Annotated in this window: 21 protein-coding genes; 8 read left to right on the forward strand and 13 right to left on the reverse strand. The window is 69.6% G+C overall.

Annotation, left to right across the window (positions count from 1 at the left end; genetic code table 11):
• On the reverse strand, positions 1-724 hold a 724-nt coding region (locus D0D37_RS20445), incomplete at its 3' end, for an RDD family protein (RefSeq protein ID WP_162834351.1).
• 66 nt (positions 725-790) lie between these two features.
• Between D0D37_RS20445 and D0D37_RS20450 the strand changes: the two genes are divergently transcribed.
• Complete coding sequence (locus D0D37_RS20450) at positions 791-1,795, forward strand: stage II sporulation protein M (RefSeq protein WP_116202165.1); 1,005 nt, start codon at positions 791-793, stop codon at positions 1,793-1,795.
• A 71-nt stretch (positions 1,796-1,866) separates the two neighbouring features.
• On the opposite strand, the gene D0D37_RS20455 is transcribed toward D0D37_RS20450, so the two are convergent.
• From D0D37_RS20455 to D0D37_RS48020, 5 genes are read right to left on the reverse strand one after another with little or no spacing between them, the layout of a single operon-like run.
• Positions 1,867-3,147, reverse strand: a complete 1,281-nt coding sequence (locus D0D37_RS20455; RefSeq protein ID WP_116202166.1) for a DUF58 domain-containing protein — start codon at positions 3,145-3,147, stop codon at positions 1,867-1,869.
• Positions 3,148-4,098, reverse strand: coding sequence for an AAA family ATPase (locus D0D37_RS20460; RefSeq protein ID WP_116202167.1), 951 nt, complete (start codon positions 4,096-4,098; stop codon positions 3,148-3,150).
• Between the two features lie 11 nt (positions 4,099-4,109).
• Positions 4,110-5,249, reverse strand: coding sequence for a DUF4350 domain-containing protein (locus D0D37_RS20465; RefSeq protein WP_116202168.1), 1,140 nt, complete (start codon positions 5,247-5,249; stop codon positions 4,110-4,112).
• Complete coding sequence (locus D0D37_RS20470) at positions 5,246-5,881, reverse strand: DUF4129 domain-containing protein (RefSeq protein WP_116202169.1); 636 nt, start codon at positions 5,879-5,881, stop codon at positions 5,246-5,248. Before D0D37_RS20470 ends, D0D37_RS20465 begins: the two co-directional genes overlap by 4 nt.
• On the reverse strand, positions 5,875-7,407 hold the full coding sequence (locus tag D0D37_RS48020) for a hypothetical protein (RefSeq protein WP_244223588.1): 1,533 nt from the start codon (positions 7,405-7,407) through the stop codon (positions 5,875-5,877). The genes D0D37_RS20470 and D0D37_RS48020 overlap by 7 nt, the downstream gene beginning before the upstream one ends.
• A 198-nt stretch (positions 7,408-7,605) precedes the next feature.
• Here D0D37_RS48020 and D0D37_RS20480 point away from each other — a divergent pair, with 198 nt between their 5' ends.
• Positions 7,606-8,793: a neutral zinc metallopeptidase gene (locus tag D0D37_RS20480; RefSeq protein ID WP_244223589.1), complete on the forward strand. Its 1,188-nt coding sequence runs from the start codon at positions 7,606-7,608 to the stop codon at positions 8,791-8,793.
• Positions 8,794-9,048: 255 nt separating this feature from the next.
• Here D0D37_RS20480 and D0D37_RS20485 read toward each other — a convergent pair whose 3' ends face one another.
• A complete protein-coding gene (locus D0D37_RS20485; RefSeq protein WP_116202205.1) occupies positions 9,049-9,468 on the reverse strand; it encodes a hypothetical protein in 420 nt (139 codons plus the stop codon).
• A gap of 357 nt (positions 9,469-9,825) precedes the next feature.
• The gene (locus tag D0D37_RS20490; protein WP_116202170.1) at positions 9,826-10,908 is read right to left on the reverse strand and encodes a potassium channel family protein; all 1,083 of its coding nucleotides are present in this window, start codon (positions 10,906-10,908) and stop codon (positions 9,826-9,828) included.
• A 106-nt stretch (positions 10,909-11,014) separates the two neighbouring features.
• On the opposite strand from D0D37_RS20490, the gene D0D37_RS20495 reads away from it, so the two are divergent.
• Positions 11,015-11,398, forward strand: coding sequence for a DoxX family protein (locus D0D37_RS20495; RefSeq protein WP_116202171.1), 384 nt, complete (start codon positions 11,015-11,017; stop codon positions 11,396-11,398).
• 3 nt (positions 11,399-11,401) lie between these two features.
• Here the strand turns inward: D0D37_RS20495 and D0D37_RS20500 are convergent, their stop codons facing one another.
• Together D0D37_RS20500 and D0D37_RS20505 are read right to left on the reverse strand one after the other, a co-directional pair.
• A complete protein-coding gene (locus D0D37_RS20500) occupies positions 11,402-14,776 on the reverse strand; it encodes an ATP-dependent helicase (protein WP_116202206.1) in 3,375 nt (1,124 codons plus the stop codon).
• Entirely contained in the window at positions 14,773-17,946 is a 3,174-nt protein-coding gene (locus D0D37_RS20505; RefSeq protein WP_116202172.1) for an ATP-dependent helicase, read from the reverse strand. The genes D0D37_RS20500 and D0D37_RS20505 overlap by 4 nt, the downstream gene beginning before the upstream one ends.
• A gap of 116 nt (positions 17,947-18,062) precedes the next feature.
• Here D0D37_RS20505 and D0D37_RS20510 point away from each other — a divergent pair, with 116 nt between their 5' ends.
• Both D0D37_RS20510 and D0D37_RS20515 read left to right on the forward strand, forming a co-directional pair.
• On the forward strand, positions 18,063-18,392 hold the full coding sequence (locus tag D0D37_RS20510) for an MGMT family protein (protein WP_067585909.1): 330 nt from the start codon (positions 18,063-18,065) through the stop codon (positions 18,390-18,392).
• Between the two features lie 236 nt (positions 18,393-18,628).
• Positions 18,629-19,450: a siderophore-interacting protein gene (locus D0D37_RS20515; protein ID WP_116202173.1), complete on the forward strand. Its 822-nt coding sequence runs from the start codon at positions 18,629-18,631 to the stop codon at positions 19,448-19,450.
• On the opposite strand, the gene D0D37_RS20520 is transcribed toward D0D37_RS20515, so the two are convergent.
• Together D0D37_RS20520 and D0D37_RS20525 are read right to left on the reverse strand one after the other, a co-directional pair.
• On the reverse strand, positions 19,447-20,253 hold the full coding sequence (locus D0D37_RS20520) for a uroporphyrinogen-III synthase (protein WP_116202174.1): 807 nt from the start codon (positions 20,251-20,253) through the stop codon (positions 19,447-19,449). The genes D0D37_RS20515 and D0D37_RS20520 overlap by 4 nt on opposite strands.
• 219 nt (positions 20,254-20,472) lie before the next feature.
• Positions 20,473-21,450 (reverse strand): helix-turn-helix transcriptional regulator, encoded by a 978-nt coding sequence (locus D0D37_RS20525; RefSeq protein WP_116202175.1) that lies wholly within the window; start codon positions 21,448-21,450, stop codon positions 20,473-20,475.
• Positions 21,451-21,512: 62 nt separating this feature from the next.
• On the opposite strand from D0D37_RS20525, the gene D0D37_RS20530 reads away from it, so the two are divergent.
• From D0D37_RS20530 to D0D37_RS20540, 3 genes are read left to right on the forward strand one after another with little or no spacing between them, the layout of a single operon-like run.
• Positions 21,513-21,908 (forward strand): DUF3224 domain-containing protein, encoded by a 396-nt coding sequence (locus D0D37_RS20530; protein ID WP_116202176.1) that lies wholly within the window; start codon positions 21,513-21,515, stop codon positions 21,906-21,908.
• Positions 21,909-21,919: 11 nt separating this feature from the next.
• A complete protein-coding gene (locus tag D0D37_RS20535) occupies positions 21,920-23,038 on the forward strand; it encodes a winged helix DNA-binding domain-containing protein (RefSeq protein WP_116202177.1) in 1,119 nt (372 codons plus the stop codon).
• Positions 23,039-23,059: 21 nt separating this feature from the next.
• Entirely contained in the window at positions 23,060-24,010 is a 951-nt protein-coding gene (locus D0D37_RS20540; RefSeq protein ID WP_116202178.1) for a squalene cyclase, read from the forward strand.
• Here the strand turns inward: D0D37_RS20540 and D0D37_RS20545 are convergent.
• Positions 24,007-24,612, reverse strand: a complete 606-nt coding sequence (locus D0D37_RS20545; RefSeq protein WP_425266960.1) for a formylglycine-generating enzyme family protein — start codon at positions 24,610-24,612, stop codon at positions 24,007-24,009. The two genes, D0D37_RS20540 and D0D37_RS20545, sit on opposite strands and share 4 nt — an antisense overlap.
• Positions 24,613-24,624: the final 12 nt, after the last annotated feature.

Genomic DNA, 24,624 nt, shown 5'->3' on the forward strand with positions numbered 1-24,624 from the left:
CGGCGAGCACCGCGGTGAGGAAGACCCACGGCGGCATCCCGTGCGGCAGCGGCACGCCGATCGCCGCCGAAATCTGCTGGGCCAAGCCGAAGCCGAGCGACGCGGCCGCTTCCGGGCGCAGCTCGTGGTAGCGGCCGAGGTACTGGCGGGCGGCCATGGCGAGGTCGTCGGTGAGGCCGCTGAGGTCGAAGTGCGCGGCCCACGCTTCCAGGCCCGGCGGGACCATGAGAATCGCCTGCGCGGACTGCGGCACGCGTTCGCGGATCACCAGGGTGCCCGCGAGGTAGTCGCCGACGCGGCGGCCGTTCGACGACGTCAGCGACACGATGACGGCCACCGCGCCGAGGAAGCCGAGCGCCCAGAAGTCGACGAAGAAACCGGCGAGCCCGCGGGTCAGCGCGTGCCGGAAGCTGATCGGGCCGCCGTCGAGGCGCACCACGCGCAGGCCGAGCGCGAGTTTGCCGAGCGAACGGCCGCGGCTGAGCGTTTCGAACAGCACCGGGTAGCCGATGACGACCAGCACGAACAGGGTCAGCATCAGCGCGAGGGTGAGCGCCGAGTCGAACGACCCGGCGGTCAGCATCAGCGCGACGAAGACCAGCAGCAGCAACGCGGCCTGGACGAGGACGTCGAGCAGCATCGCGACCGCGCGGCTGGCGAGCTTCGCCACCCGCAGGTCGAGGACGACGGCCTCACCGGTGACGAGATCGGACTCTTCCTGCACGAGGCCAGCGTAGAGCGCCGACGCGTGCGCCGGTGGCACTATCCTGGCGAGCGAGGGAGGTGGCCGGTGGACGTCGATGTGTTCGTCGCGGCGCACAGCGCTGAATGGAGCAGGCTCGGCGACCTCGCCGGGCGGCGCAGGCTGACCGGCCAGGAGGCAGACGAGCTGGTCACGCTGTATCAACGCGCCGCGACGCATCTGTCGATGATGCGCTCGACCGCACCCGACCCGGCCCTCCTGGCGAGGCTGTCGGCGCTGGTGGCCCGCGGCCGTTCGGCGGTAGCCGGTTCGCACAGCCCGGCGTGGCGCGAGGTCGGCCTGTTCTTCACCCGCCGATTCCCGGCCGCGGTGTACCTGAGCCGCCGCTGGTGGATCCCGGCGGCGCTGCTGTCGGTCGCGGTGATGGCGGTGCTGGCCGTGTGGATCGCGGGCGACCCGGAGGTGCGCGCTTCGCTGGTGTCGCCGGACGAGGTACACGCGATGACCGCACCAGGCGGCCAGTACGAGACGTACTACTCGACCGGCCCGGCGGCGTCCTTCGCGGCGAAGGTGTGGACGAACAACGCGTGGGTGGCGGCGACGTGCCTGTTCCTGGGCGTCGCGCTCGGCTTGCCGGTGATCGCCGCGCTGTGGATGAACTCCCTGAACGCCGGGATCGCGATCGGGCTGATGTCCTCAGCCGGCCGCGGCGATGTCCTGCTGGGACTGCTGCTCCCGCACGGCCTGCTGGAACTGACGGCGGTGTTCATCGCAGCCGGGACCGGTCTGAAACTCGGCTGGACCGCGGTGGACCCGGGACGGCGTTCGCGAAGCGCCGCGCTGGCCGAGCAGGGCCGCTCGGTGGTGGTGATCGCGCTGGGGCTGGCGTGCGTGCTGCTGGTGTCGGGCGTGATCGAGGCGTTCGTGACGCCGTCGGGCTGGCCGACGTGGCTGCGAATCGGCATCGGGGCGGTGGTGGAGCTGCTGTTCCTGACGTACGTGTTCACGCTGGGGCGGCGAGCCGCGCGGGACGGGGAGACCGGCGACGTGGACCGCCGGGCCGCCGGAGACGCCCTCCCCGAAGCTGGCTGACCCTGCTAGGCGAGAAGTCCGTGAGGGGAACCCTGAGGGACTCAGAGTCCCTCAGGGTTCCCCTCACGGACCTACAACCGGCCCGCCGCCTTGAGGGCTAGGTAGCGGTCGGCGAGGGCGGGCGGGAGGTCCTCCGGAACCGCGTCCACCACGCCCACTCCGTGCTTGGTCAACCGCGCCGTCGACGACTCCCGGTCAGCCAACGCCCGCTCCGCCGCGGCAGCGTCATAAACCGCCTCCGCCGACCCTCGCGAGGCCGCCATCTCCGCCACCCGAGGGTCCGCCACCGAAGCGACCAGCACTTCATGCCGAGCCGTCAACGACCCCAGCACCGGGAACAATCCCTCCTCCAACGGCGCCGGTTCCAGCCCGGTCAACAACACCACCAAAGCCCGCCGACGCGTCCGTCGCAGCACTTCCGCCACCATCCCCCGCGCGTCCGTCTCCACCAGCGACGGTTCGATCGTGGCAAGGGCGTTCACCAAGGACGGCGTCGAAGCATTCGGAACCGAAGCCCGCACCCGACGGTCGTAAGCCACCAGATCCACCCGGTCCCCGGCCCGGGAAGCCAGCGCGGCCAGCAAAAGCGCCGCATCCATCGCCGCGTCCAACCGTGGCGCGTCACCGACCCGTCCGGCCGAGACGCGGCCGGTGTCCAGCACCAAAACCACCTGCCGGTCGCGTTCCGGACGCCACGTCCGCACCATCACATCCGACGCGCGGGCCGTCGCGCGCCAGTCGATCGACCGGACATCGTCGCCGATGACGTACTCGCGCAGAGAGTCGAATTCCGTTCCCTGGCCCCGAATCAACACCGCATTGCGACCGTCCAGCTGCTGCAACCGAGCCAGTCGCGAAGGCAGATGCTTGCGGCTGTGGAACGGCGGCAGCACCCGAACGCTCCACGGCACCTCGTGCGAACCCTGCCGCGCGGCCAACCCCAACGGCCCCACCGAGCGCACGGTTACCCGCGCGGCGAGGCGGTCACCACGACGGGTCGGGAGCAGCGTGGTCGTCAACGCACGCCGTTCGCCGGACGGAACGGCCAGCGGATGCCGGTCATCGGCACCGGCGCTCGGCGGCCAGGCGTCGCGCAGCGAACCGCGGACGGTGCGCCCGCCGGGATTCGTCACGGTCAGCGTGACCTCGGCGGGCTCCCCGAGCCGGACGGAAGTGGTGCCGCTGCGCGAAAACCGCAGCGCCCGCACACTCCCGGCCAGGACGAGGTCCACGACGACCAGCACGAGCAGCACCGCGACCGCAATCGCGACGCCGGTGCCGGACGGGAACAGCAGCCCGACCACCAGCGCCCCTAAGAGCGCCAGCAGCCCGAGCCGCCCGGTGATCGCCATTTAGCGCGGCACCGGCACGGAGGCCAGCACGCGGTCGAGGACGCCGTCCGCGGTCACGCCTTCGAGTTCGGCTTCGGGCCGCACGTCGAGGCGATGCCGGAGCGCGGGCCGGGCGAGCGCCTTGACGTCGTCGGGCGTCGCGTAATCCCGGCCGGACAGCCAGGCCCACGCGCGCGTGACGGCGAGCAAAGCCGTTGCGCCACGCGGAGAAACGCCGATGCGCACCGCCGGGAGTTCCCGGGTAGCACGGCAAAGGTCGACGACGTAGCCGATCACTTCCGGCCCAACGGTCACCTTCGCGACCGCCTCCCGCGCAGCAGCAAGCTCCGCCGCCCCAGCGACCGGGCGCACGCCTGCCGCAGCGAGGTTGCGCGGGTCGAAACCCTGCGCGTGCCGCCAAAGAATGCCAATCTCGTCCTCACGCGACGGTGCCAGCATGGTCAGCTTCAACAGGAACCGGTCCAGCTGGGCCTCGGGCAACGGATAGGTGCCCTCGTACTCCACCGGGTTCTGCGTAGCGACCACCACGAACGGATCCGGCAGCGGACGCGAGGTGCCGTCGATCGACACCTGCCGCTCCTCCATCGCCTCCAGCAGCGACGACTGCGTCTTCGGCGGCGTCCGGTTGATTTCGTCCGCCAGCAGCAGATTCGTGAACACCGGGCCCTCGCGGAAGGAGAACTCGCCGCTGTGCGCGTCGTACACAATGGACCCGGTGACGTCGCCCGGCATCAGGTCCGGCGTGAACTGCACGCGCGTCGTCTTCAGGTCCAGCGACGCCGCCAAAGCGCGCACCAGCAACGTCTTCGCGACGCCCGGCACGCCCTCCAGCAGCACGTGCCCCCGGCAGAGCAGCGCGAGGATGAGCCCGGTGACGGCCGCGTCGTTGCCGACCACGGCCTTCCCGACCTCGGTGCGCAATGCGATCAGGGCCGCCCGCGCGTCCTGCATCTGTTCGGTACTCAAGAACGCTCCACCTCTCGTTCCACCGCGTCCAGTTCGTCAGCCAGCCGCACCAGCGCCGCCTCGTCGGACGGCGACGGGCCGTACAGCACCGCCCCGACCTCGTTCGGCGCCTGGCCGGTCCGCGCGCTCACCGTCTCCACCACCGCGGGCGGGCCGGCGTCGCGCGGCAATCCCAGTCTCTTCCGCAGCCGCGTCCTGGCCGCCTCGCGCAAGGTTTCCGCCGCGTGCCCGCTCGCGCCGCCCCGCCGGTACAGCCGGGCCCGGCCCTCCGCCGTTTCCGCCGACCGCACGACCACCGGCAGCGGTTCGCGCACCACCGGCCCGAGCCGCCGCGCACGCCACAGCGCGAAAAGCACGATCGCGATTCCCGCGGTCAGCGCACCGTATCGCCAGCCGGGCGGGATCAGGTCGACGAACGGCTTCTTCTCGCCGGCCAGCCCGGGGTCCTCTGTGGACGGTACATACCAGACCAGCTGCCGGTGATCGCCCAGCAACCGCATGCTGAACGAGGCGTTGCCTTCCTTGGCGATCTGGTCGTTGGTGAACGCGTCCGCGGCGCCTAGCACAGTCACGGTGCCAGTCCGGTCCGCCAGCTGCACGAAACTCGGTTCGGCACCGTCGCGGTAGCAGGTACGCGCCGTCTTGTCGTCGGTGCTGTAATGCCGTCCGCCGAGCGTGACCGAACCTGCGCTGACCGCCGCGCCGACCGTGCAACCCGGTTGCAGCGTACGGACATCTCCCTCGCCCGCCGGGGAAACTGTCGGCGCAGTCATGCCCAGCGCATTCGATCCAGGCGCGACGAGCACGAGGTGCGCGACCCGGCGTCGCAGGTCGGCCAACCCGTCCTTGGGCACCAATTGCGGGTTAGTGATCAGCAGAGTTCCACTGTCGGCGGCCTCGCGTGCCTCGGCGAGCGTATGCACGGCGCGGATCTGGACGCCTTCCTGCTCCAGCAAATGCGCGAGAGCGTGGCTGCCGCGTGGTTCGTAGGAGCCGGGATCGAATTCGCCGCTGGTCTGCTTGCCGAGGCTGAGCACGATGGCGATCGCGACGATCACGATCAGCAGGAGAAGCGCGAGCGGAACCCTGACACCACGCCAGATTCGGCGCAGATCCGGCGAAACGGCTGTGCTCATGCGTCCGCCAAAACCGGTCGGGCACGACGGACGCGTTCGTCCAATTCGGACAAAGTGCGGTAACCGGCTTCGGTGCCCGGCCGCCCGCCGTAGTGCACGTCGTCGAACTGCCGCGCGGCGGCCGTGAGTTCAACCGCCAGGTCCGGCAGGAACCGCCCGGCTTCGGCAACGGCTTCGTCCGCGGTCCGGCCGGAACGGGCGTCGAGCAGCGCGCGCTCTTCCATCCCCCGCACGAGCGCGCGGAACCGATCGCGCACCGCGTCGGCGAAATCACCGCGAGCAGCGGCTTCCTCGGCGGCTTTCCGGTACTCGTCCGCGGTTTTCCGCCGTCCGCTGAACACCTCGCCTGCCGTCTTCGCGGACCGGCCGACCTTGCCCACCCGCAGCCGCACGACCACGATCAGCACGATCAGCAACGCCAGCACCAGAAGCAGGCCGAGTGGTCCGCCGGGCACCCCGGACAACGCGTTGAACAGCTTGGCGATCATCCGCCCGAGCCATTGCCAGAACTGTTCGAGCGCACCGGGCTGCGCGGCCGCGTAACCCGGGTCGGTCAGTTCCTGGACCGCCCGCAGCCGGGCGGGGTCCCGGTCGATGTCGACCGGGACGTCGGCGAGAAAACCGATCACCACGCCTGCTGCGGCGGTTTCGGCGGCTGGATGCCCGCCGCCCTGGCCAATTCGATGTCCATGCCCTCGCGGCGCATCCGCTGGTCGATGTAGAGCACCACGGTGACCAGCGCGGTGAACGGCATGACGATCGTCTCCGCAATCACCTTGCCCACCGACTGCAGCACCAGGCCGCCGGTCGTCACCTTCGGGATTGTCGCCTGCGGGTTGAAGAGGCCGCTGAACGCGCCCGAGCCGAGGCTGAACGGAACGCTGACGATCGCCGAGATCAGCCAGCTGATCACGGCCGCCAGCAGCAGAATCCCGAACACCCGCCAGAACATCCCCGACACGAGCTGCCGCGACCGCGTGAACGCCTGTCCGATCGTGCCGCGTTCCAGCACCAGCGCGGGACCGGCGAGCGACCAGAACACATACGGCAGCACGGCGGGAAGCAGGCAGAACGCCGCGGCGACGATCGTGGCCAGCGTGTAAAGGATGGTGACGGCCAGCAGCGGCAGCAGGCGCGGCGCGGCTTCGCGCATCGCCGAACCGAAGTCGACCGGACGGCCGAGCACCGCCTTGCCCATCACCACGGTGAGGAAGCCGGTGAGGAAAGTCTGCGCCAGCATGGAGATCACGAGCGTCGGCAGCAGCGCGGTGAGCGTGGAGCCCAGGACGCTGTAGAGCGCGTCGAGCTGCTGTTGCTGCGTCGCGGCCGGGCCGAGCTGGGCGACCCGGTTGAAATCGGGCACCAGCCACAGCGACACGACGAGGTTCAGCCCCGCCGAGATCACCGCGACGACCGCGGCCACCCCGAGGATCAGCAACGGATACCGGCGGATCGCGGTGATCGCGCCGTCGAGGATGTCGCCGACGTTCAACGGGCGCAACGCGATCACGCCCGGTTTGCCCAGTCCGTTCGGGCTCCAGCCCGGGCCGGGACGGCCGTGGCCGCCGCCGGGGTACTGCGGAAGCGGTTGCTGGCCCGGGGATTGCTGGCCTGGGGATTGCTGGCCTGGGGATTGCCAGCCGCCTGCCGGAGGCGGGGTAGCACCTGGCGGCGGGAACGCGCCGGGCTGCGCCGGAGTGGTGCCAGCCGGGTTCTCGCCGCCGGGAGACGAGGACACCCCGGGCGAGGTCCCGCTGCCCTGCTGCGGCGTCGCGCCTGCCGGGTTTGCCCCGCTCGACTGCGGCGTCGCGCCAGCCGGGCTTTCCCAGCCCTGCGGCGGCGTCGCGCCAGCCGGAGACGCGCTTGCCGGACTTCCTCCGGTCGGCCGCGATGCCGCGCCAGCCGGGTTTTCGCTGGCAGACGACGGATTCGCGCCGGTCTGGCTTCCCCCGGCAGGCGAAGTCGCTCCGGACGAAGCGGCGTTTTCGCTGCCGGGCGACGAAATTCCGGCGCCGGAACCGGAGGGCGAGGACGAGGTGTCCGTTTCGCCGGTCTCCTGCGGAGTGGCGGCGGACGCGTCCGGGTCGGGGCTCGCGAAGCCCCGGCTCGGCGTTGGCGTGTCGTCCCCCGGCCCGGGCGAACCGGGTGAATTTGTCATCGGAGCCCCTCGTCTGCACGACCCTGCGGTTGCTGCCGTCACTCTTCCAGAGCCGTCCGCACCCGGCCAGACCTGGGGGGACGTCCGGACGAGGAGCCAGTCCGGCGAAGTGCTGCGGCGGGCCGGGCGTCCCCCGATATGCTGAACGGCAAGCCGGGGGACGCCCGGCCCGCGCCGAGACCCACCGGGACTGCCCTGATGACGCAACCGCCCTACGGCCAGGTGCCGCCACGCGGGACCGTTCAACCGCCGCCGGTGCCGGGTCAAGGACCGGTGCCGCCGGGCCAGTACCCGGGTCAGGCGCAAGGTCCGTACCAGGCCCAGCCGGGACAGGCGCCGTACCAGGGACAGCAGCCGCCGTATCAGGGTCCGCCGCCGCAGGGTCCGCCGTGGCAGCAGCCGCCGCCGTCCTATCCGGTGCCGCCGCGCAAACCGACCGGTCTGATCGTCGGGCTCTGCCTGGGCGCGGTCGCGGTGCTGGCGCTGGGCGTCGTCGCGATCGTTTCCCTGAACCGCGGGTCGGGGCCGAACAACGCGGGCTACCAGGCCGCGCCGCCGACGCCGTCGTCCGCCTACGAACTGCCTCCGACCAGCGGCTCGTCCACTGCTTCGAGTGCGCCGTCCAGCCCGTCGGAAAGCCCGAGCACCTCCGTCAGCGCGGGCCCGCACAAGATCCTCAAGCTGGCCGACCACCCGATCCTGCAGGACCGCAATGCCGGCCTCCAAAACCTCGCCTGCAACCTGCCGCCGTGGACGAGCACGCAGGACGGCGCGGAAGCGTTCTTCACCGCGGCGAGCAAATGCCTCGACGCGGCGTGGGGCCCGTTCCTCGAGTCCTACAACCTGCCGTTCACGCCGCCCGCGCTGCACTTTCCGACCGGCCCGAGCTTCGACACCGAATGCGGCACCATCCAGGTCGGCATCGCCACCGCGGCGTACTACTGCGAGAACAACCTGTATGTCCCGTTCAAGGGCCTGCAGACCGACCAGTACGGCAACAACCCCGGCGTTTACCTGGCGCTTTTCGCCCACGAGTACGGCCACCACGTGCAGGAAGTCGCGGGCATCATGGACGCCGCGTGGCAGAAGATCTACGCGGCCGGCCAGAACAGCCCCGAGGGCCTCGACATGTCGCGCCGCAAAGAACTACAGGCGCAGTGCTTCTCCGGAATGTTCCTGGGCGCGCACGTCGACCGCGGCGGCACGATCACCCGCGACATGTACAACAAGGCCTGGAACGACCAGGAAACCCGCGGGGACAACACTTCCCACAGCCACGACCACGGCACCAACGCGCATTACGCGCAGTGGTGGCGGGCCGGGGCGAAGGACAACCGGATCGCGAACTGCAACACCTTCGCCGCCTCTGCTGCGGACGTCAGCTGAGCTGGTCGCCACTGCGTTCGTAGTGGTTCGCCGAGAACGGTTGGGCCGGCACTACGGTTGCAGTGGTTTGCGTATCACTGCCGCGTTCAATGCAATATCGGCACTACGTCCGTCGTGGTTCGGCCTGCCTGGCTGAATTCTGGCACGGATTGGCGCTGCGGCCGTAGTGGTTCCGCAGCGCGACCGCATCCGGTGAGGTTTCTGGCGGTACGGCCGCAGTGGTCCGGTCAGCGGGACCGCGGCGGGTCGTGCGCGTCAGCTGAGCAGCGCGAGCTTGCCCGAACCGCGGATCACCAGGTAGGCGTACATCCCGCCGCAGAAGCAGGCGAACACCAGCAACGCGAGCGCGATCGGCGCGCGCAGGTCCTGCGAACCCGCCGAGGTGTCCGGTGTGGTGACTGAGACGACGCCGTTGTCCGGGGCGTCGTCCGGGACCAGCACCTGGAGGTGCTCGTCCTTGCCGTGCCCGCAGCTGTCGAGGGTGCCCTGCCGCGGTTTGCCGCCGAGCTGGAACGAGACCGATTCGGCCGCTCCCGGCACCGAACAGTCGACCGCCTTGGTGATCTGGGCGTCCACCGGCGCACCGGGGGACTTCACCTGGATGCCGAGCAGCCCCGGGCCGGCGAGCCACGCCAAGACCACGACGAGCACCCCGACCGCGACCGGGATGCCCACCTGCAGCCACCGTTTGACGGGGCTCTTATGCGGAGGGTCGGAAACCTGCACGACGCCATGCTTCCAGATGCCGGGGGCAAAACCCAGTGAGGTGCCCGCGCGCGGGGGACCCCGCCCGAGGCCGCGTGTGCCATCGCACCCATCACCGCACCCGCCGACCGGCCTGGCCCGGAAGCTGGCGAGACGGGGCTGTGTGGCTCCGTTCCCGCGAAAGTCCGTGAGGGGAACCCTGAGGGAATCAGATTCCGTCAGGGTTCCCCTCACGGACCTCGGCATCGCGAGCATCGCGCGCATCGCGCGCGCCAGGCCCGTTGACGGGCGCGAGAGGCCCCGGAACCAGTCCGAACCAAGCGAACCTCAGCGTTCGATGTGGTCGACCTGAGTGACCTTCTTGACGTACAGCAGCCGGTCCCCCGGCTCCAGCGCGTCCGCCTGCGGAGCGTCCACCCGGTACAGCACCCCGTCCCGCACTACTCCGAGCACGATGTCCGGCAGGTGCCGGGGCGAGCCGCCTTCCTCGCTCGGTTCGATGGCGCGTTCGGCGATCGCCAGGCCGGATTCCGGCGTCAGCAGGTCCTCGACCATGTCCACTACAAGCGGAGTGGATGTCGCCATCCCGAGCAACCGCCCGGCCGTCTCGCTCGACACCACGACCTGGTTCGCCCCGGACTGCTTCAGCAGGTGCACGTTCTCCGCCTCGCGCACCGACGCCACGATGTGCGCCTTCGGGGCCAGTTCACGCGCGGTGAGGGTGACCAGCACCGCCGTGTCGTCGCGGTTCGGCGCGACCACTACGGCGCGCGCGTGCTGTACGCCCGCGACGCGCAGGACGTCCGCCCGGGTCGCCGATCCGTGCACGGTCACGAGGCCGAGCGCGCTCGCCGCGTCCAGCGCCTGCTGGTCGGTGTCGACGACCACCACGCGGTTGGCCTGCACCTCCTCGTCGCCGAGCAGCGCGTTGACCGCCGAGCGGCCCTTCGTGCCGAAACCGACGACGACGGTGTGGTCACGCACCTTCGTCCTCCACTTCTGGATTTTGAACGCCTGCCGGGAGCGCTCGGTGAGCACTTCCAGGGTGGTCCCGACGAGGACGATGAGGAAGAGCACCCGCAGCGGCGTGATCACGATGACGTTCACCAGGCGCGCGGACGCGGTGGCCGGGGCGATGTCGCCGTAGCCGGTGGTCGAGAGGGAAACTGTCGCGTAATAGAGCGAGTCGAGGAGCGAGAGGCCGTCGCCGTTCGCGTCGCGGTAGCCGTCCCGGTCGAGGTAAACGATCAGCACCGTGGCAAGCAGCGCCAGCAGCGCGCCGATGATCCGCTTGACGATCGCCCGCATCGGGCTGACGGTCAGCTCCGGCATCCGGATCACGCCGACGAGTTCGTGGTCGGGCCGGTCGTTCAACCGGACGTTCAGGGGCAGCCGTTTCAAGGCCTTCATGCACCGGCTCCCCGCGCGCGTTCGGCGTCACTCACAGGCGGGAGGATAACCCAATCGGAGCACCCGCACACCCGTCGCGGCGATCATGCTGTGGCAGGCTTGCCGCATGTCCGAGCCCCGCGCGTCGCAACGTCCGGCCCATTTTCTCGCTGCTCTCCTGGCCGGGGCGGGGATCATGCACTTCGCCCGGCCAAAGCAGTTCGACGCGCTGGTCCCGAAGGAATTGCCCGGTGACCGGCGCACCTGGACCTACGCCTCGGGCGTCGCCGAGCTGACCGTCGCCGCCGGGATCGCCTTGCCGCGCACGCGTCGGCTGGGCGGGCTGGCGGCGGCGCTGCTGTTCGTCGGAGTTTTCCCGGGGAACGTGAAAATGGCGCTGGACTGTCAGCGGCGCGGCCGTCCGGCACGGGACCGTGCGGTGGCGTGGCTGCGGTTGCCGATGCAGTGGCCATTGGTGAACTGGGCGTTGACCGTGCGCGATCGGGCCTAGCTCTTACTCCCGCGGAACGTTGCGCAGCAAGGCACGCAGGCCTTCCGCGTCCAGCAGATCTGCCGGGCGCAGCGTGTGTCCAGGTCGGACATAATGGAACGCCGCGCGTACTCGTTCCACTGGGACTTTCTTCAGCGCCGCCCACGCCAATCGGTACGCGCCGAGCTGAACGGCCAATGCTGGCAACCGTTCTTCGGACGGGACGGAGCCAGTTTTCCAGTCCACCACTGTCCAGCCGCCGTCGGGATCCGCGTACACCGCGTCCATCCGGCCGCGCAGGGTGATGCCTTCGACGTCCGCGGAGAACGGCACTTCGACGGCTGCTGGGACTCGGTCGGCCCATTCGCTGTTCTCGAAAGCTTCTTGCAGGACTTCGAAATCCGTGTCCGGGGCCTCGCCGACGTCTGCCGCGCCGGGGAGGTCGTCGATCTCCAGCAGGCGGTCGCCGGAGAAGCGTTGTTCCAGCCAGCTGTGGAACGCGGTACCGCGGCGGGCAAACGTGTTGGGCGGCAACGGAAGCGGTCGGCGCAGGCGTTGCGCGAGAGCGTCCGCATCGGACGCCAGGTCCACCAGCTGACTCACGCTCAGCTGCGCTGGCAAAGCAACTCGATCCACTGTGGACTGTGAGCGGGCGCGTTCGGCGAGGAGGACGTCGGTGTCGGCGGTCCAGCCGTCCGGGTCTTCCGGGTCGATGACGTCTTCGTCGTCTTCGAAGTCGTCTGGCAGGTACTCTTCTTCGTCCTCGGGTTCCGGCGGCAGCGGGATTTCGTCGTCGTCGGCCGCGGGGAGAGGTTCTGATTCAGGCTCCGGCTCGGGTTCTTCTTCCAGGGTGGCCATTTCCGCCAGCAGCAGATCCACCCCAGTGGCCACGCCGGACCGCCGGTCGCCCAGCGGATCCACCGGCCACTTCGCCGTCCGCGAGTCCGCGACCAGCGGGTTTTCCTCGCCCTCCTCCGGTTCCTCCGCCCAGGCATCCACCACGCCCAGCGGCGGATCGGACTCGCCCATCACCTCGGCGATCTCGGACAGGAAGATCGACGGCCCTTTAGCCCGCGTGCTGCTTTCGTTCCACCAATGCCCGGAAACGAGCAGTGCCCGCTCAGAGCGGGTCAGCGCGACGTAACACAACCGTCGCTCCTCATCGGCTTCGCGCGCGACGAAACCTTCCTCGTGCAGTTCCAGCGCTTCCTGCACTTCCTTGCGGTCGTAGCCTTCCGCAACCTGCAGTTTCGGCAAGTCCGCCGCGTCACCGCGCAAATGTGCGGGCAGCGCAGTGGAAGTGCGCAGCCACGACGACGAACGACGCTTGCCCGGGAACACCTCAGCGACCAAATGCGGGATAGCCACCACTTCCCACTCCAGCCCCTTGGCGGAGTGCACAGTCAGCACCTGCACGCGATCCGGAACTACCTGCACCTCACCGGGAGTGAGGCCGTCTTCCGCATGTGCCGCGGTGTTTAGATAGTCCACAAAGGACAACAGGGTCGCAGTCGGTGCGGTTTCCGCGTAGTCAGTGACGACCTCAGCGAACGCGTCCAGATGCGCGCGGCCCGCCGATCCCGGCCGAGCGAGTGATTCGACATCCAACAGCATCGTGCGTTCGACATCCGCCACCAATTCCGGCAACGACTGATCCAGCCGACGACGCAACGCGGTCAATTCCGCGCCGATACGGCGAATTCGGCGATACCCCTCCGCGGAATAACGCTCGGGAGCGCCGGGTTCGTCGACGGCGTCGATCAGCCCGGCCTGCTCCGCGCGTTCGGCGACCAGCTCGGGTTCCTCGCCCTCCTGCGCGCGCGGCTCGGGCGAGGTGAGTTCGTTGGCCCGCCGCCACAACGCCGCGACGTCCGCCGCCGCGATCCGCCAGCGCGCACCGGTCAGCAGCCGCGCGGCCGCGCTGCCCGCGAGCGGATCCGCGAGCACCCGCAGTGTGGACACGAGGTCGGCGACCTCGGGCTCGTCCAGCAATCCGCCAAGCCCCACGACCTCTACCTGCAGCCCGCGCATCCGCATTTCCGCCGCAATCGGCGCCATGTCCGCCCGCCGACGCACCAGCACCGCAGCGGTCGGCGGCTTACCGGATTCCTCCTTCTCCGCGTGCCAGCGCTGCGCCATCGCGTCGGCGACCCATTCGCGTTCCGCGCGCACATCCGGCAGCAACGCGACCGCGATGTCCGCCGGACCGGCACCGTCGCGCGCGCGCAGCCGTTCGACGCCAAGTCCGCGCTGCCGCAACGGTTCCGAGATCGCGTTGGCTAGTTCCAGAATTTCCGGCGGATTGCGGAAGCTCGTGAGCAGACCGAATTCGTGCGCGGTTTCGAGTCGTTCCTCGCCGCGCCGGGGGAAGTCCGTGGTAAAGCGGGGCAGGTTCGCCGCGCTCGCGCCGCGCCAGCCGTAAATCGCCTGCGCGGGGTCACCGACCGCGGTGACCGGCATCGGCGGATGGTCAACGCCGCCGAACAATGACCGCAGCAACACTCGCTGGGCGTGCCCAGTGTCCTGATACTCGTCCAGCAGCACGGCCCCATAACGCTCGCGCTCCCCGGTGATCACCGCCGGATAGCCGTCCGCGAGCTGCGCGGCCAGCGACATCTGGTCCGCGAAGTCAAGCGCGCCTTCCGCCCGTTTGCGCCGGTGGTAATCCTCGACCAACGGCAGCAACGCGAGTCGAAACCGTTGCGCGGCCAGCACTTCCTGCAGCTTCACCGGCAGCGACGCACGCTGGCCTTTAGCGCGCGGAGCGTTTTCGATGACCTCGCAGAGCCACTCGGTGTACCGCGCGAGCTTCTCCGTCGAGATCAAATGCTCGCCAAGTTCACCGGCCAGCGCGAGCAGCTGCGCGGTGACGGTCGGCGGCACCCGGTCCGTGTCCAGGTCATTGTCCCAAGTGGACACCACCCGATGCGCCAGCTGCCACGACGAAGTCTCCGACAACAACCGGACGCCAGGCTGCACCGGAAGCCGCAAACCGTGTTCCGACAACAACCGTCCGGCATACGCGTGATAAGTCAGCACCGTCGGTTCGCCCGCGACCACTGTGGACCGCAACGCGCCCGACGGGTCGATCCGCTCCAGCAGGCCCGATCCAGCGAGCCGACGCAGCCGCGCCCGCACCCGCTCGCCGAGTTGACGCGCGGCTTTCCGGGTGAAGGTCAGGCCGAGCACTCGCTCCGGGCTCACGATTCCGTTGGCCACCAACCAGACCACGCGCGCGGCCATGGTTTCGGTCTTCCCCGCGCCCGCGCCCGCGACGACCAGCGACGGCTCGACCGGCGACGCGATCACGGTCGCCTGCTCGGGCGTCGGGCGGTGCAATCCCAGTGCGTCGGCGATTTCCGCGGGCCCGACGGGGTTGGCGAGCACTACCGGGCTCACGGTCCGGTCACCTGGCGGCCTTCCGGCCGCAGCGGGCAGCAACCGCGCGCCGGGCACCGGTCGCAGTCGGCGTTCTCGTGCGCCTGATAGTCCGGACCGACCGCGGCAGCCGCGGCGGACCGCACGAGTTCCAGCCACTCGCGTCCGCTGTCCTCGTCCATCGGCGGCTGATCCCGTTGGGTAGCCCCGGTTTTGTTGTTCCCTTTCGCGACGTACACGAGCTTCGCGCCACCGGGCGTGTTCTTGCCCTCGACCGCACCCAGCAGCACCGCCAGCTGATAAGCCGCAAGCTGCGGGTGCTTTTCCGCGTCCGTACCGGACACCGGGACCTTGCCGGTCTTGATGTCCACGATCACCGGGCGGCCGTCTTTGTCCATTTCGACCCGGTCGACGCGTCCGCGAAGCAGCACGCGCACCTCTTCGTCGCCCATCGGCAACTCGACCTCGATGTCCTGCTCGACACCGGCCTCGATCAGCTCCTTGCGCGACATCTCCAGCCACGACACGAAGTTGCGCAGCATTTGCTCCACACGGGACCGTTCGCGCCGGGAAAACCACGGCGCGCCAGCGTCCACGCGCACCCATGCTTCTTCCAGCGCGGCCTGGATCTGCTCTTCGGTGCTGCCGCCCGCGATCGCCTGCGCCAAACCGTGCACGAGAGTTCCGGTAACCGCCGCCAGTTGCGCCGGGTCGCTGCCGCCGTGCCGTTCGATGAGCCAGCGCAGCGGGCACTTCACCAGGATTTCCACCGTGGACGGCGAGATCCGCATCAGATCGCCCGGCCCGTGCACCGGATCCTCTGTGGACGCTTCCATCAACCCGTACCAGGTGTCCGGATGCGCCCCCGGAACCCCGGCCGCAGCCAGCCGGGCCAGTTGCTTCGCCGCCCGCTTCCGGCGCTCCGGATCGGCCTTGTCGTCGCACACGACCTCGCGCAGCTCGCCGACCAATTCGGCCAGCACGAGCGACCGGCCCGGCGGCTTCATTCGCGAGTCGAGCATGCCGTCGTCCGCGCCGTTCTCCTCAAGGTCGTCGAGGAATCGGGACGGCTGCTCGTCTTCCCCGGCCACTGCGGTCACCAGCAGCGTCCTGCGCGCCCGGCTCGCCGCGAGGTAGAACAGCCGCCGTTCCTCGGCGAGAATCGGCGCGATCGCGGACACCTTGTCGTGTTCGTCCACTCCGGACAGCAGGTCGACCAGACGTTCCACGCCCAGCAACGATCCGCGCAGCCGCATATCGGGCCACGCGCCCTCCTGCACTCCGGCGACCGCGACGACTGTCCACTCGCGACCCGCCGACGCGTGCGCGGTGAGCAACGAAACCCCTTCGCCCGGAATGGCTGCCGGAGCGAGCGTGTCCCCCGCGATGTTCTGCGACGACAGGTAATCCGCGAACGCCGCGACACTCGCCTTGGGCAACCGGTCGGCGTACCGGCCCGCCGAATCGAACAACGCCACCACAGCGTCCAGGTCACGGTCAGCCTGCGCACCCAGCGAACCACCGCGATCCACCAACCGCAGCAACCGTTCCTGCAGCCCGCTCGCCTGCCACAGCTCCCACAGCACCTGTTCGACACCGTCACCACGGCTCACCGCCTGGTGCGTGACGCTCAGCAGATTGCCGACCCGACGGACCGGCAGCGCTTCGTTGTCAGCGAGACCGACGAGAATGTCCCCGCCCCGCAACGCTTCCACGAGCAGTTCGTCACTCGACCGCTGTCCGCCGCCAGCCAACTCCAGCCGACGAAGACCACGCCGCAACCGCCGCAACGCCAACGGATCGGCCCCGCCAAGCGACGACGACAGCAGTATCTCCGCGATATCGACGTCCAGCAACTCCGGTTCCGCCGCGATCCGCAACACCGCCAGCAGCGGCCGTACCGCGGAATGCTTCGCCAACGGCAATTCCTCAGTGGCCGATCCGATCGGCACTCCAGCGGCACGCAAGGCACGTTGCAACACAAGGAAAGTTCGCGTCGGAGACCGCACCAGCACGGCCATCTCCGACCAGGGCACGCCGTCGACGAGATGTGCGCGACGGAGCTGGTCAGCGATCCAGCTGGCCTCCGCCGCCGGAGTCGGCATCAGCCGAACCCGCACTTTGCCGCCGCGTTTCCCTTGCGGCGTAACCAACTTCCGATGCGCCGAGGCACCCGGCAACGTGGCACCGAGCTTCGCGACCGCCACCCGCACCGTCGGGGCGAGCCGGTGCGACGTGGTGAGCATGACGGTCCGGTCGCCGTCATTGTCGGAATCGGCGAACAGTTTCGGGTCCGCGCCGCGGAAAGAAAACACTGACTGATCCGGATCGCCAGCCACCACGAATTCCTCCGCGGTGTGCCCGATCGTGCGGATCAGCTGGACCTGCAACGGATCCAGGTGATGCGCGTCGTCCACGAACAAATGCCGGACCCGGCCTCGCTCTCGCTCGCGCAGTTCCTCGTCGTCCTCCAGCGCGAGCAACGCCGACGTCACCAGCTCAGCGGCGTCGAGCGCGGGCGCGGCAGGCAGGCCGAGCGCGTTTCCGCCAGCCCCCTGCAGCTGGGTGACCTCCTCGTACTGCGCCCAGAAGTGCCCCGCGGCGACCCACTCCTCGCGGTCCTGGCGGTGTCCGAGTTCGGTCAGATCCTCCGGACCGAGCCCGCGCTCAGCCGCCCGCATCAGCAGGTCGCGCAGCTCCTCGGCGAATCCCGGCACGGTCAACGCCGGACGCAACTGCTCCGGCCACCCGGTCGCGCCCTCCTCCAGGTCGCCCTCCAGCAGCTCGCGCACGACGACGTCCTGCTCCGCCCCGGCCAGCAACCGCGGCGGCGGCAGTTCCTCGGCGCGAGCTTCCAGTCGCAGCAAGGAAAACGCGTACGAATGCACTGTGCGCACGAGCGGTTCACTCACCGTGCGCGGCAGCGGAGACTCCTGGTCCGGGTCCGAGGTGAGCCGCCGCGTGAGGTCGGCCCGCAGCGCGTCCGCCGCCCGGCGGGACGTCGTGAGCAGCAGCACGCTCTCCGGATCGGCCCCCTCCGCGATCCGGCGCGCGGCGGCGGTGGCGAGCAGCGCCGTCTTGCCGGTGCCCGGCCCGCCGAGCACGCGGCGGAATCCCGAGGGCGCCGACAGCAGCCGGCGAGCGTCCTCGTCCCAGGTGAACGTGGGTGCGACGGGGACCGGCGGGCGCACCAGCCGCGCCTGCCCGTTCCCTGCTCTCCGCACGTGCACATCAGCGATGGAACCATGCCCGCTCACCCGGGTGGCGCACCGGCACACCCCTCGGCGGGACTATCATCTGCCGGGTCATGAACGACGAACTGCACGAGCGGATACGCGCAGTCATCGCCGACGTACCCGCGGGGACAGTCGCGACGTACGGCGACGTCGCAGCGCTCTCCGGTGCTCCCTCTCCGCGCATGGTCGGCCGCGCCCTCGCCGAGGACGGCCACGACCTCCCCTGGCACCGCATCCTCCGCGCCAACGGGACTCCCGCGCCGCATCTGCTCCACGAACAGCTGGAACGGCTGCGCGCCGAGGGCGTGCTGGCCGACGGCGAGAAGGTGGACCTGCGGAAGTACCGCTGGCGTCCAGACGGGGACGAACCCGGCGAGGACGAACCGCCCGGTCTGTTCTAGAGCTTCCGCACGACGCCGCGACTCGGCAGGCGAGGCGGCTCTCCCGTCCGGCAAGGTCCGTGAAGGGCTCCTTGAGGGAATCTGATTCCCTCAAGGAGCCCTTCACGGACCTCCGCATCGCGGGCCCGGCCAGCATCGCCAATGGCGGCCGAGCACCGCCCGAGCCGGACAAACGTGGCGTCCGCCATCCTCCCCAGCCATAGCCCGGCACGCGAATTTTAGGTTAGCCTCACCTCATGAGCGTCCTCACCTATCACCCCGGCAAGGTCACCGCGGTCCGGCGGGTCACCCCGCACATGGCTCGGATCACGTTCGACTGCCCGGGTCTCGCGGCGGCGGGCCCGGCGGCGCCGGACGCGTACGTGAAGGTGTTCTTCCCGCTCCCCGGCGACGAGGAGCCGAACCTGCCGCCCGCCGAGACGGGCGAGGACGACGTCCTGTCCTGGTATCGCCGCTACCTCGCGATGCCTGACGACGTCCGGCCGCCGATGCGGACGTACACGGTGCGCGCGGCGCGTCCGGAGAGCGGCGAGGTGGACGTCGATTTCGTGCTGCACGAGGAGAGCGGCGGCCCGGCGTCGACGTGGGCCGGGCAGGCGGAGGTCGGCGGCCGGGTCGCGTTCCTCGGGCCGCACGGGCTGTACGACGTGCCGGACGGGACGACGTGGCAGCTGCTGGTCGGCGACGAGACAGCACTGCCGGCGATCGGTGGGATTCTTGAGCGGCTGCCGCAGTCGACGCGCGCTTCGGTGTACGTCGAGATCCCGGACCGCGCGGAGCGACAGACCTTCGAGACCAACGGTGCGGTCGAGGTGCACTGGGTGGTCCGCGGTGCGCGTACGCACGGCGAAGCGCTCGTCGACGCCGTACGCGCAGCCGAGTTGCCCAACGGCACGCCGTACGCGTGGGTCTCCGGCGAAGCAGGCGTCGTGAAGCTCGTTCGGCGCCACCTTGTCCGCGAACGTGGCTTCGACAAGACCGCTATCTGCTTCACCGGCTACTGGCGGCAAGGTCTCAGCGAAGAAGCCGCGGGCCGACAGCAGGCCGAAGCGTCCTAACCGAGCTTCGCGACCACCAGCTTCACCAACGCGCCTAGCCGCTGACGCTCCGGCTGTAGCGTGTCGATTCCGGCTGCCTCCAACGGCGCCGCGGTCACCGGACCAACGCACGCGCAGACGACCGTGCCGCCGCGCAGGGTTTCGCGCAGCTCCGCGCCGCGGCCGGATTCGTCCGCCAGAGTCAGGAAGTTCGTCGCGGCCGGGGCGCTGGTGAACACCAACGCGGCCAGTTCTCCGGACAGCACTTCGTGGATCAACGAGAAGACCGGCTCCGGATTCGGCGGCGTGTGCCAGCGGTAGGGCTGCACGGCGAGCACCGACGCTCCGGCCGCGGCGAGCGGATCGGTGAACTCCGGCAGCGGTGCGCCGTGCAGTTGCAACGCGACTCGCGCGCCGTCGACACCAGCTTCGGTGAGCGCGCCGAACAACTCGTCGTTGGTCTCGCCGGGCGCGGAGTACTCCTCGCGCAGCCCGACCCCACGCACCGCGCCAACCGCTTTCGGCCCGCGCGCGAAGATGCGCGACCCGGCCAGTGCGTCCAGCAGTGCGTCGCGAAGACCCCAGCCTTCGGCGGCGTCGAGCCAGCCGCGGAACCCGGCTCCGGTGGTGACCGCCGTGAGGTCGATAGGCGCGGCAAGGACGGCTTCGGTGCCTCGGCGCAGTTCCGGATCGTCGGCCAGCGGGACGATCGTGATCGTCGGCGCGTGCCGCACTTCCGCACCGTGCCGGACCAACGCGCCGATCAGGTCGTCCGCGCGCCGTTCGGCAGTGACGCCGATTCGCACGCCGTCCAGCTCACCCATCCGCTTGTCCCATCTCCGGCGAAGTTGTGCCGGGCAGCCAGCAGAACACCGCCAGCGAAATCTCCGCACCACGCCGCAACAACTCACCCGAACACTGCCCCGCCGTCGCCCGGCCCAGCTCACCCATCCGCCTGTCCCGCCTCCCGCGAAGATGCGCCGAGCAGCCAGCAGAACACCGCGCGCGAATCCGCGCCACGCCGCACTATCGCGCCGTCCAGCTCACCCATACGCCTGTCCCATCTCCCGGATCGCCCCCGCCAGTTCCGTCCGCAGGTCCTCCGGCGCGAGCACCTCCAAATGCGGCCCGAACCGCAGCAGTTCGCCGATCGCCGGTTCTCCCGGTTCGACCGGCAGCTCCATCGTCAACCATCCGTCGCCGTCCGGTTCCGCTCCGGCGGCGACTGCCTCGCGAAGCGCCCGGGCGCCGACACTGCCCGCGTAGAACGGTACGAGAGCTTGGGCTCGCGGCGAGAGGCGCACTGTCGCCTTTCGGGGGTACATCCGGCGTTCGAACTGCTCGGACCACTCCCGCCAGTAACCGGCGAGGTCGAAGTCCGCCGGTCGCTCGAACTCCTCGCCGAGGTCGGTCAGCTCGCGGATGCGCGAAATCCGGTAGGTGCGATCGGTCCCCTCGCACCGGGCGGCGAGGTACCAGTTGCCCGCTTTGAGGATCAGCCCGAGCGGCTCCAGCACCCGCTCGACCTCGCGTTGTCCCCACCGTTCGTACCGGACGCGGATCCGCCGCGCGGCCCACACCGCGTCGGCGACCGCGGACAGCGTCGGCAGGCTTTCGATGCCGCGATGCCAGCCGGGAACGTCGAGGTAGAACCGTTCCGCGACGCGGCCGGCGCGGCTGCGCAGTTCCTGCGGCAACGCCGCGTAAAGCTTCAGCTGCGCGGCCGCCAGCACCGTGCCGAGCCCCAGCTCCGCGGCCGCCACCGGCAGCCCGGCCAACGCCAGCGATTGGGCTTCGTCCTCGTTGAGGCCGGTCAGCCGAGTCCGGTAGCCGTCGACGAGCTGGTAGCCGCCGCTGCGGCCGCGGTCCGCGTACACCGGCACGCCCGAGGCCGACAGCGCGTCGATGTCCCGGTACACCGTCCGGACCGAAACCTCCAGCTCAGCGGCCAGTTCCTCGGCGGTCATCCGGCCGCGGTTCTGCAGCAGGAGAAGCACGGTGAGCAAACGGCCGGCACGCATGCGGCAAGTATGACCGAAATACCTGACACAAGATGGCAGGTATGGCTGATTAGGTAAGCGGCATGAACACGTTTGGCATGACGAAGTGGGAAGAGCACGTGGCGAGCGGCGAGGAGGGCAGCCCCCGCGTCGCGTATGTGCACGCCGCGATGGAGTATTCGGGCGTGATCCAGGGTGCGGCAACCGGCGATTACCTGCTGTACTACCCGGGCGAGGGCTACGACGGCGGCGCGACCACGTCGCCGGGCTACGACCGGTTCGAGGGCACTGTCGACGGCCGCCGCGGCACGTTCGTGGTCCGCCAGGAGTGGGGTTTCGACCCGAAGAGCATCCGCTCGGAATTCGAGGTCGTGCCAGGCTCCGGGACCGGCGAACTGGCGGGCATCACCGGCACCGGAACGGTGCGCGGCGTGCTGGGCGAGCCGACCGTGTCGTACACCTTCGACTACACGCTCTGAAGGAGGCCGGGATGCTGGAGGTGTCGCGCAAGCAGGCGTTGGCGTACCGGATCGCCGAGCAGGGGCTGCACCGCTCCGTCGCCGATCCGTACGACCTGCCGCTGCTGGACCTCGGTCTGCAGGACAGCATGCGCGACACCGCCGCGCTCTCGCTGACCGCCCGGATGCCGGAGCCGGTCACGCCCGAGTCTCTTGTGGACGATCAGCGGCTCGCCCTGGTGTGGTCGCACCGGGGTGCGCCGCATTTCCACCGGCGCACGGATCTGCCGGAACTGGTGTCCGCGTTGGTGCCGGTCGACGATCCGGACGCGCTGGCCCGGATGTTGTGGCAGAAGAAGGACATTCAGGCCGCTGACGTGTCCCCGGTGGACATTATTTTCACGACCGCGCGGGCGATTCGCAAAGTGGTCACCAAGCCGATGACCAAGGGCGCCGTGAGCGGGGAGATCACGAAGCTGTTGCCGCCCGCGTTCAGCCGGTGGTGCCGCGGCTGCAACGCGACCCATGTGCACGAACAGCTCATGCGGCTCGCTTCCCTGCATGGCGGTGCCCGGCTCGAAGCCGGGCAATCTCCGGCGACGCTCGCTCCGTTGGAGGATCGCGGACGCATGTCCACCCGTCCGGTTCCGGCGGCGGTTTCGCGAGTGATTGAGCAGTACTTGCGTTTCAACGGACCCGCGACGTCGGGTGACTCGGCTGGTTTCCTCGGCACCGCAAAGACTTGCGTAAGCGAGACTTGGCCTTCCGCGGTCACCGAGGTCAAAGTGGACGGTCGGCGGGTCTTTATCCCGACTGATCGGTTGCCCGCGTTGGAGAATCCGCCGTCGGCTGCCGGGGTACGCCTGTTGCCGCCGCTGGATCCGTACACTCAGGGCCGCGACAAAGCTGTCCTCGTTCCGGACAAAGCGCGGGCGAAAGAGGTGTGGAAAATCCTCGGCAGCCCGGGCGCGCTATTGGTCGACGGCGAGATCATGGGCACCTGGCGGATGAAAGCGTCCGGCAAACGGCTGACGGTCACGTTGACCGAATTCGATCCGCTTCGCCGTTCCGACCGCGAGACCGCCGAGGAGGAGGCGGCCCGGGTCGCCGCCGCGCGGGGCTGCCCGGACTTTTCCGTGACGTGGGCTTGACCGGCGGGATAAAGTCCTGACGTGCTGAAATGGCTGCTCGACTCAGACCCGACACTGCGCTGGCAGGTCGAACGGGACTTAGCGGACGCGCCGCCCGAAGTCTGGACGGCCACCCGGCACAAGATCGCGACCGAGGGCTTCGGTGCACAGCTCCTCGCGCGGCAGGATCCGGACGGACAGTGGGCCGGCGGCGCGTTCTTCCCGGCGCGATTCGAACCGGGCCCGGACGCCGGACAGCCGTGGACGGCCACCACCTGGTCGCTCAACATGCTGCGCGAATGGGGCATGGATTCGGCGGTGCTGCGCGCCAATCGCACGGCCGAATTGATCGCCGAGAATTCCCGGTGGGAATACCACGATTTGCCGTATTGGGACGGCGAGGTCGACGTCTGCATCAACGCCTGGACGCTCGCGAACGGCGGCTGGCTCGGCGTCGACGTCTCCCGGCTCGCCGAGTGGTTCCCCGAACATCAACTTGCCGACGGCGGCTGGAACTGCGAATGGGTCGACGGCTCGAAGCGCTCCTCCTTCCACTCGACGATCAACGCGGTCAAAGGCTTGCTCGCTTACGACATCGCCACCGGCGGCACTGACGCGACGCACGCCGCCCGCCGCGCCGGCGAGGAATACCTGCTGGAACGCCGTCTGCTGTACCGGCTTTCGACCGGCGAGCAAGTGGCCCCGTGGGTGGACCACTTCGCCTACCCGGTGCGTTGGCATTACAGCGCGATCAATGCGGTCGAACACTTCCGTGAAGCGGCGATCGTGGACGACATTCCGCCCGACCCGCGCCTCGCGGACGCGGTGGAACGGGTTCGCGCCGCCCGGCAGCCGGACGGAACCTGGCTGCAGGACGGACGGCTGAGCGGCGACATGTGGTTCGAGGTCGACGTTCCGGCCGGGGAACCGTCGAAGTGGCTGACGCTGTACGGAACCCGGATTCTGTCCTGGTGGGACTCCGCACAGTCCTAACTGGACCGTGCGACCCGAAAGCCGACGTCGTCCACGCGGAATGTCGGGTGGCTCCGGCGGCGCACCGACACTCGGACGCTCCAATGCTCGTCCGCCCAGCCGCCGCCCTTGAGGACGCGGTACTCGCCGTAGACCGCCGGGTCGTAGAGGTCCCAGCACCAATCCCAGGTGTTGCCGAGCAAATCGTAAGCACCCCAGGCGTTCGGACGTTTCTCACCGGACGGGTGCAGTCGTCCGCCGGAGTTCCCTTCATACCAAGCGATTTCGTCCAGGTTGCCGTACCTCGGGCCCTCGGTGCCCGCGCGACAGGCGTGTTCCCACTCGGCTTCCGTAGGCAGACGGTAGCCAGCCGCGGACCGGTCCCACTCCACCTCATCGCCAATCAGGTACGCGGGCGGCAGTCCGTCGCGTTCGGACAGTGTGTTGCAGAACCGCACCGCGTCCAGCCAGGACACTTCAACGGCGGGCAGATTTCCGCCGCCGTCGTATTGTTCTTGAGTGACCGGGATCGCGCCTAGCTCGAACGCGGGCACGTCGACTGTCCAGCTACGTTCTGTCCGCCGGTCGGTGAGCGTCACCGTTCCCGGCGGGATAGGGACCATCCGCACCGCGCC

The organism is Amycolatopsis circi (assembly GCF_003385235.1).
In the GTDB taxonomy this organism is placed as follows: domain Bacteria; phylum Actinomycetota; class Actinomycetes; order Mycobacteriales; family Pseudonocardiaceae; genus Amycolatopsis; species Amycolatopsis circi.

Coding starts and splice junctions, on each gene's coding strand:
- D0D37_RS20455 (WP_116202166.1), bottom strand. CDS start 3,147: ATGGCGATCACCGGGCGGCTCGGGCTGCTGGCGCTCTTAGGGGCGCTG.
- D0D37_RS20525 (WP_116202175.1), bottom strand. CDS start 21,450: ATGCGTGCCGGCCGTTTGCTCACCGTGCTTCTCCTGCTGCAGAACCGC.
- D0D37_RS48020 (WP_244223588.1), bottom strand. CDS start 7,407: ATGACAAATTCACCCGGTTCGCCCGGGCCGGGGGACGACACGCCAACG.
- D0D37_RS20520 (WP_116202174.1), bottom strand. CDS start 20,253: ATGGGTGAGCTGGACGGCGTGCGAATCGGCGTCACTGCCGAACGGCGC.
- D0D37_RS20460 (WP_116202167.1), bottom strand. CDS start 4,098: ATGCAGGACGCGCGGGCGGCCCTGATCGCATTGCGCACCGAGGTCGGG.
- D0D37_RS20545 (WP_425266960.1), bottom strand. CDS start 24,612: ATGGTCCCTATCCCGCCGGGAACGGTGACGCTCACCGACCGGCGGACA.
- D0D37_RS20515 (WP_116202173.1), top strand. CDS start 18,629: ATGAGCGTCCTCACCTATCACCCCGGCAAGGTCACCGCGGTCCGGCGG.
- D0D37_RS20480 (WP_244223589.1), top strand. CDS start 7,606: ATGACGCAACCGCCCTACGGCCAGGTGCCGCCACGCGGGACCGTTCAA.
- D0D37_RS20510 (WP_067585909.1), top strand. CDS start 18,063: ATGAACGACGAACTGCACGAGCGGATACGCGCAGTCATCGCCGACGTA.
- D0D37_RS20530 (WP_116202176.1), top strand. CDS start 21,513: ATGAACACGTTTGGCATGACGAAGTGGGAAGAGCACGTGGCGAGCGGC.
- D0D37_RS20465 (WP_116202168.1), bottom strand. CDS start 5,249: ATGAGCACAGCCGTTTCGCCGGATCTGCGCCGAATCTGGCGTGGTGTC.
- D0D37_RS20535 (WP_116202177.1), top strand. CDS start 21,920: ATGCTGGAGGTGTCGCGCAAGCAGGCGTTGGCGTACCGGATCGCCGAG.
- D0D37_RS20490 (WP_116202170.1), bottom strand. CDS start 10,908: ATGAAGGCCTTGAAACGGCTGCCCCTGAACGTCCGGTTGAACGACCGG.
- D0D37_RS20495 (WP_116202171.1), top strand. CDS start 11,015: ATGTCCGAGCCCCGCGCGTCGCAACGTCCGGCCCATTTTCTCGCTGCT.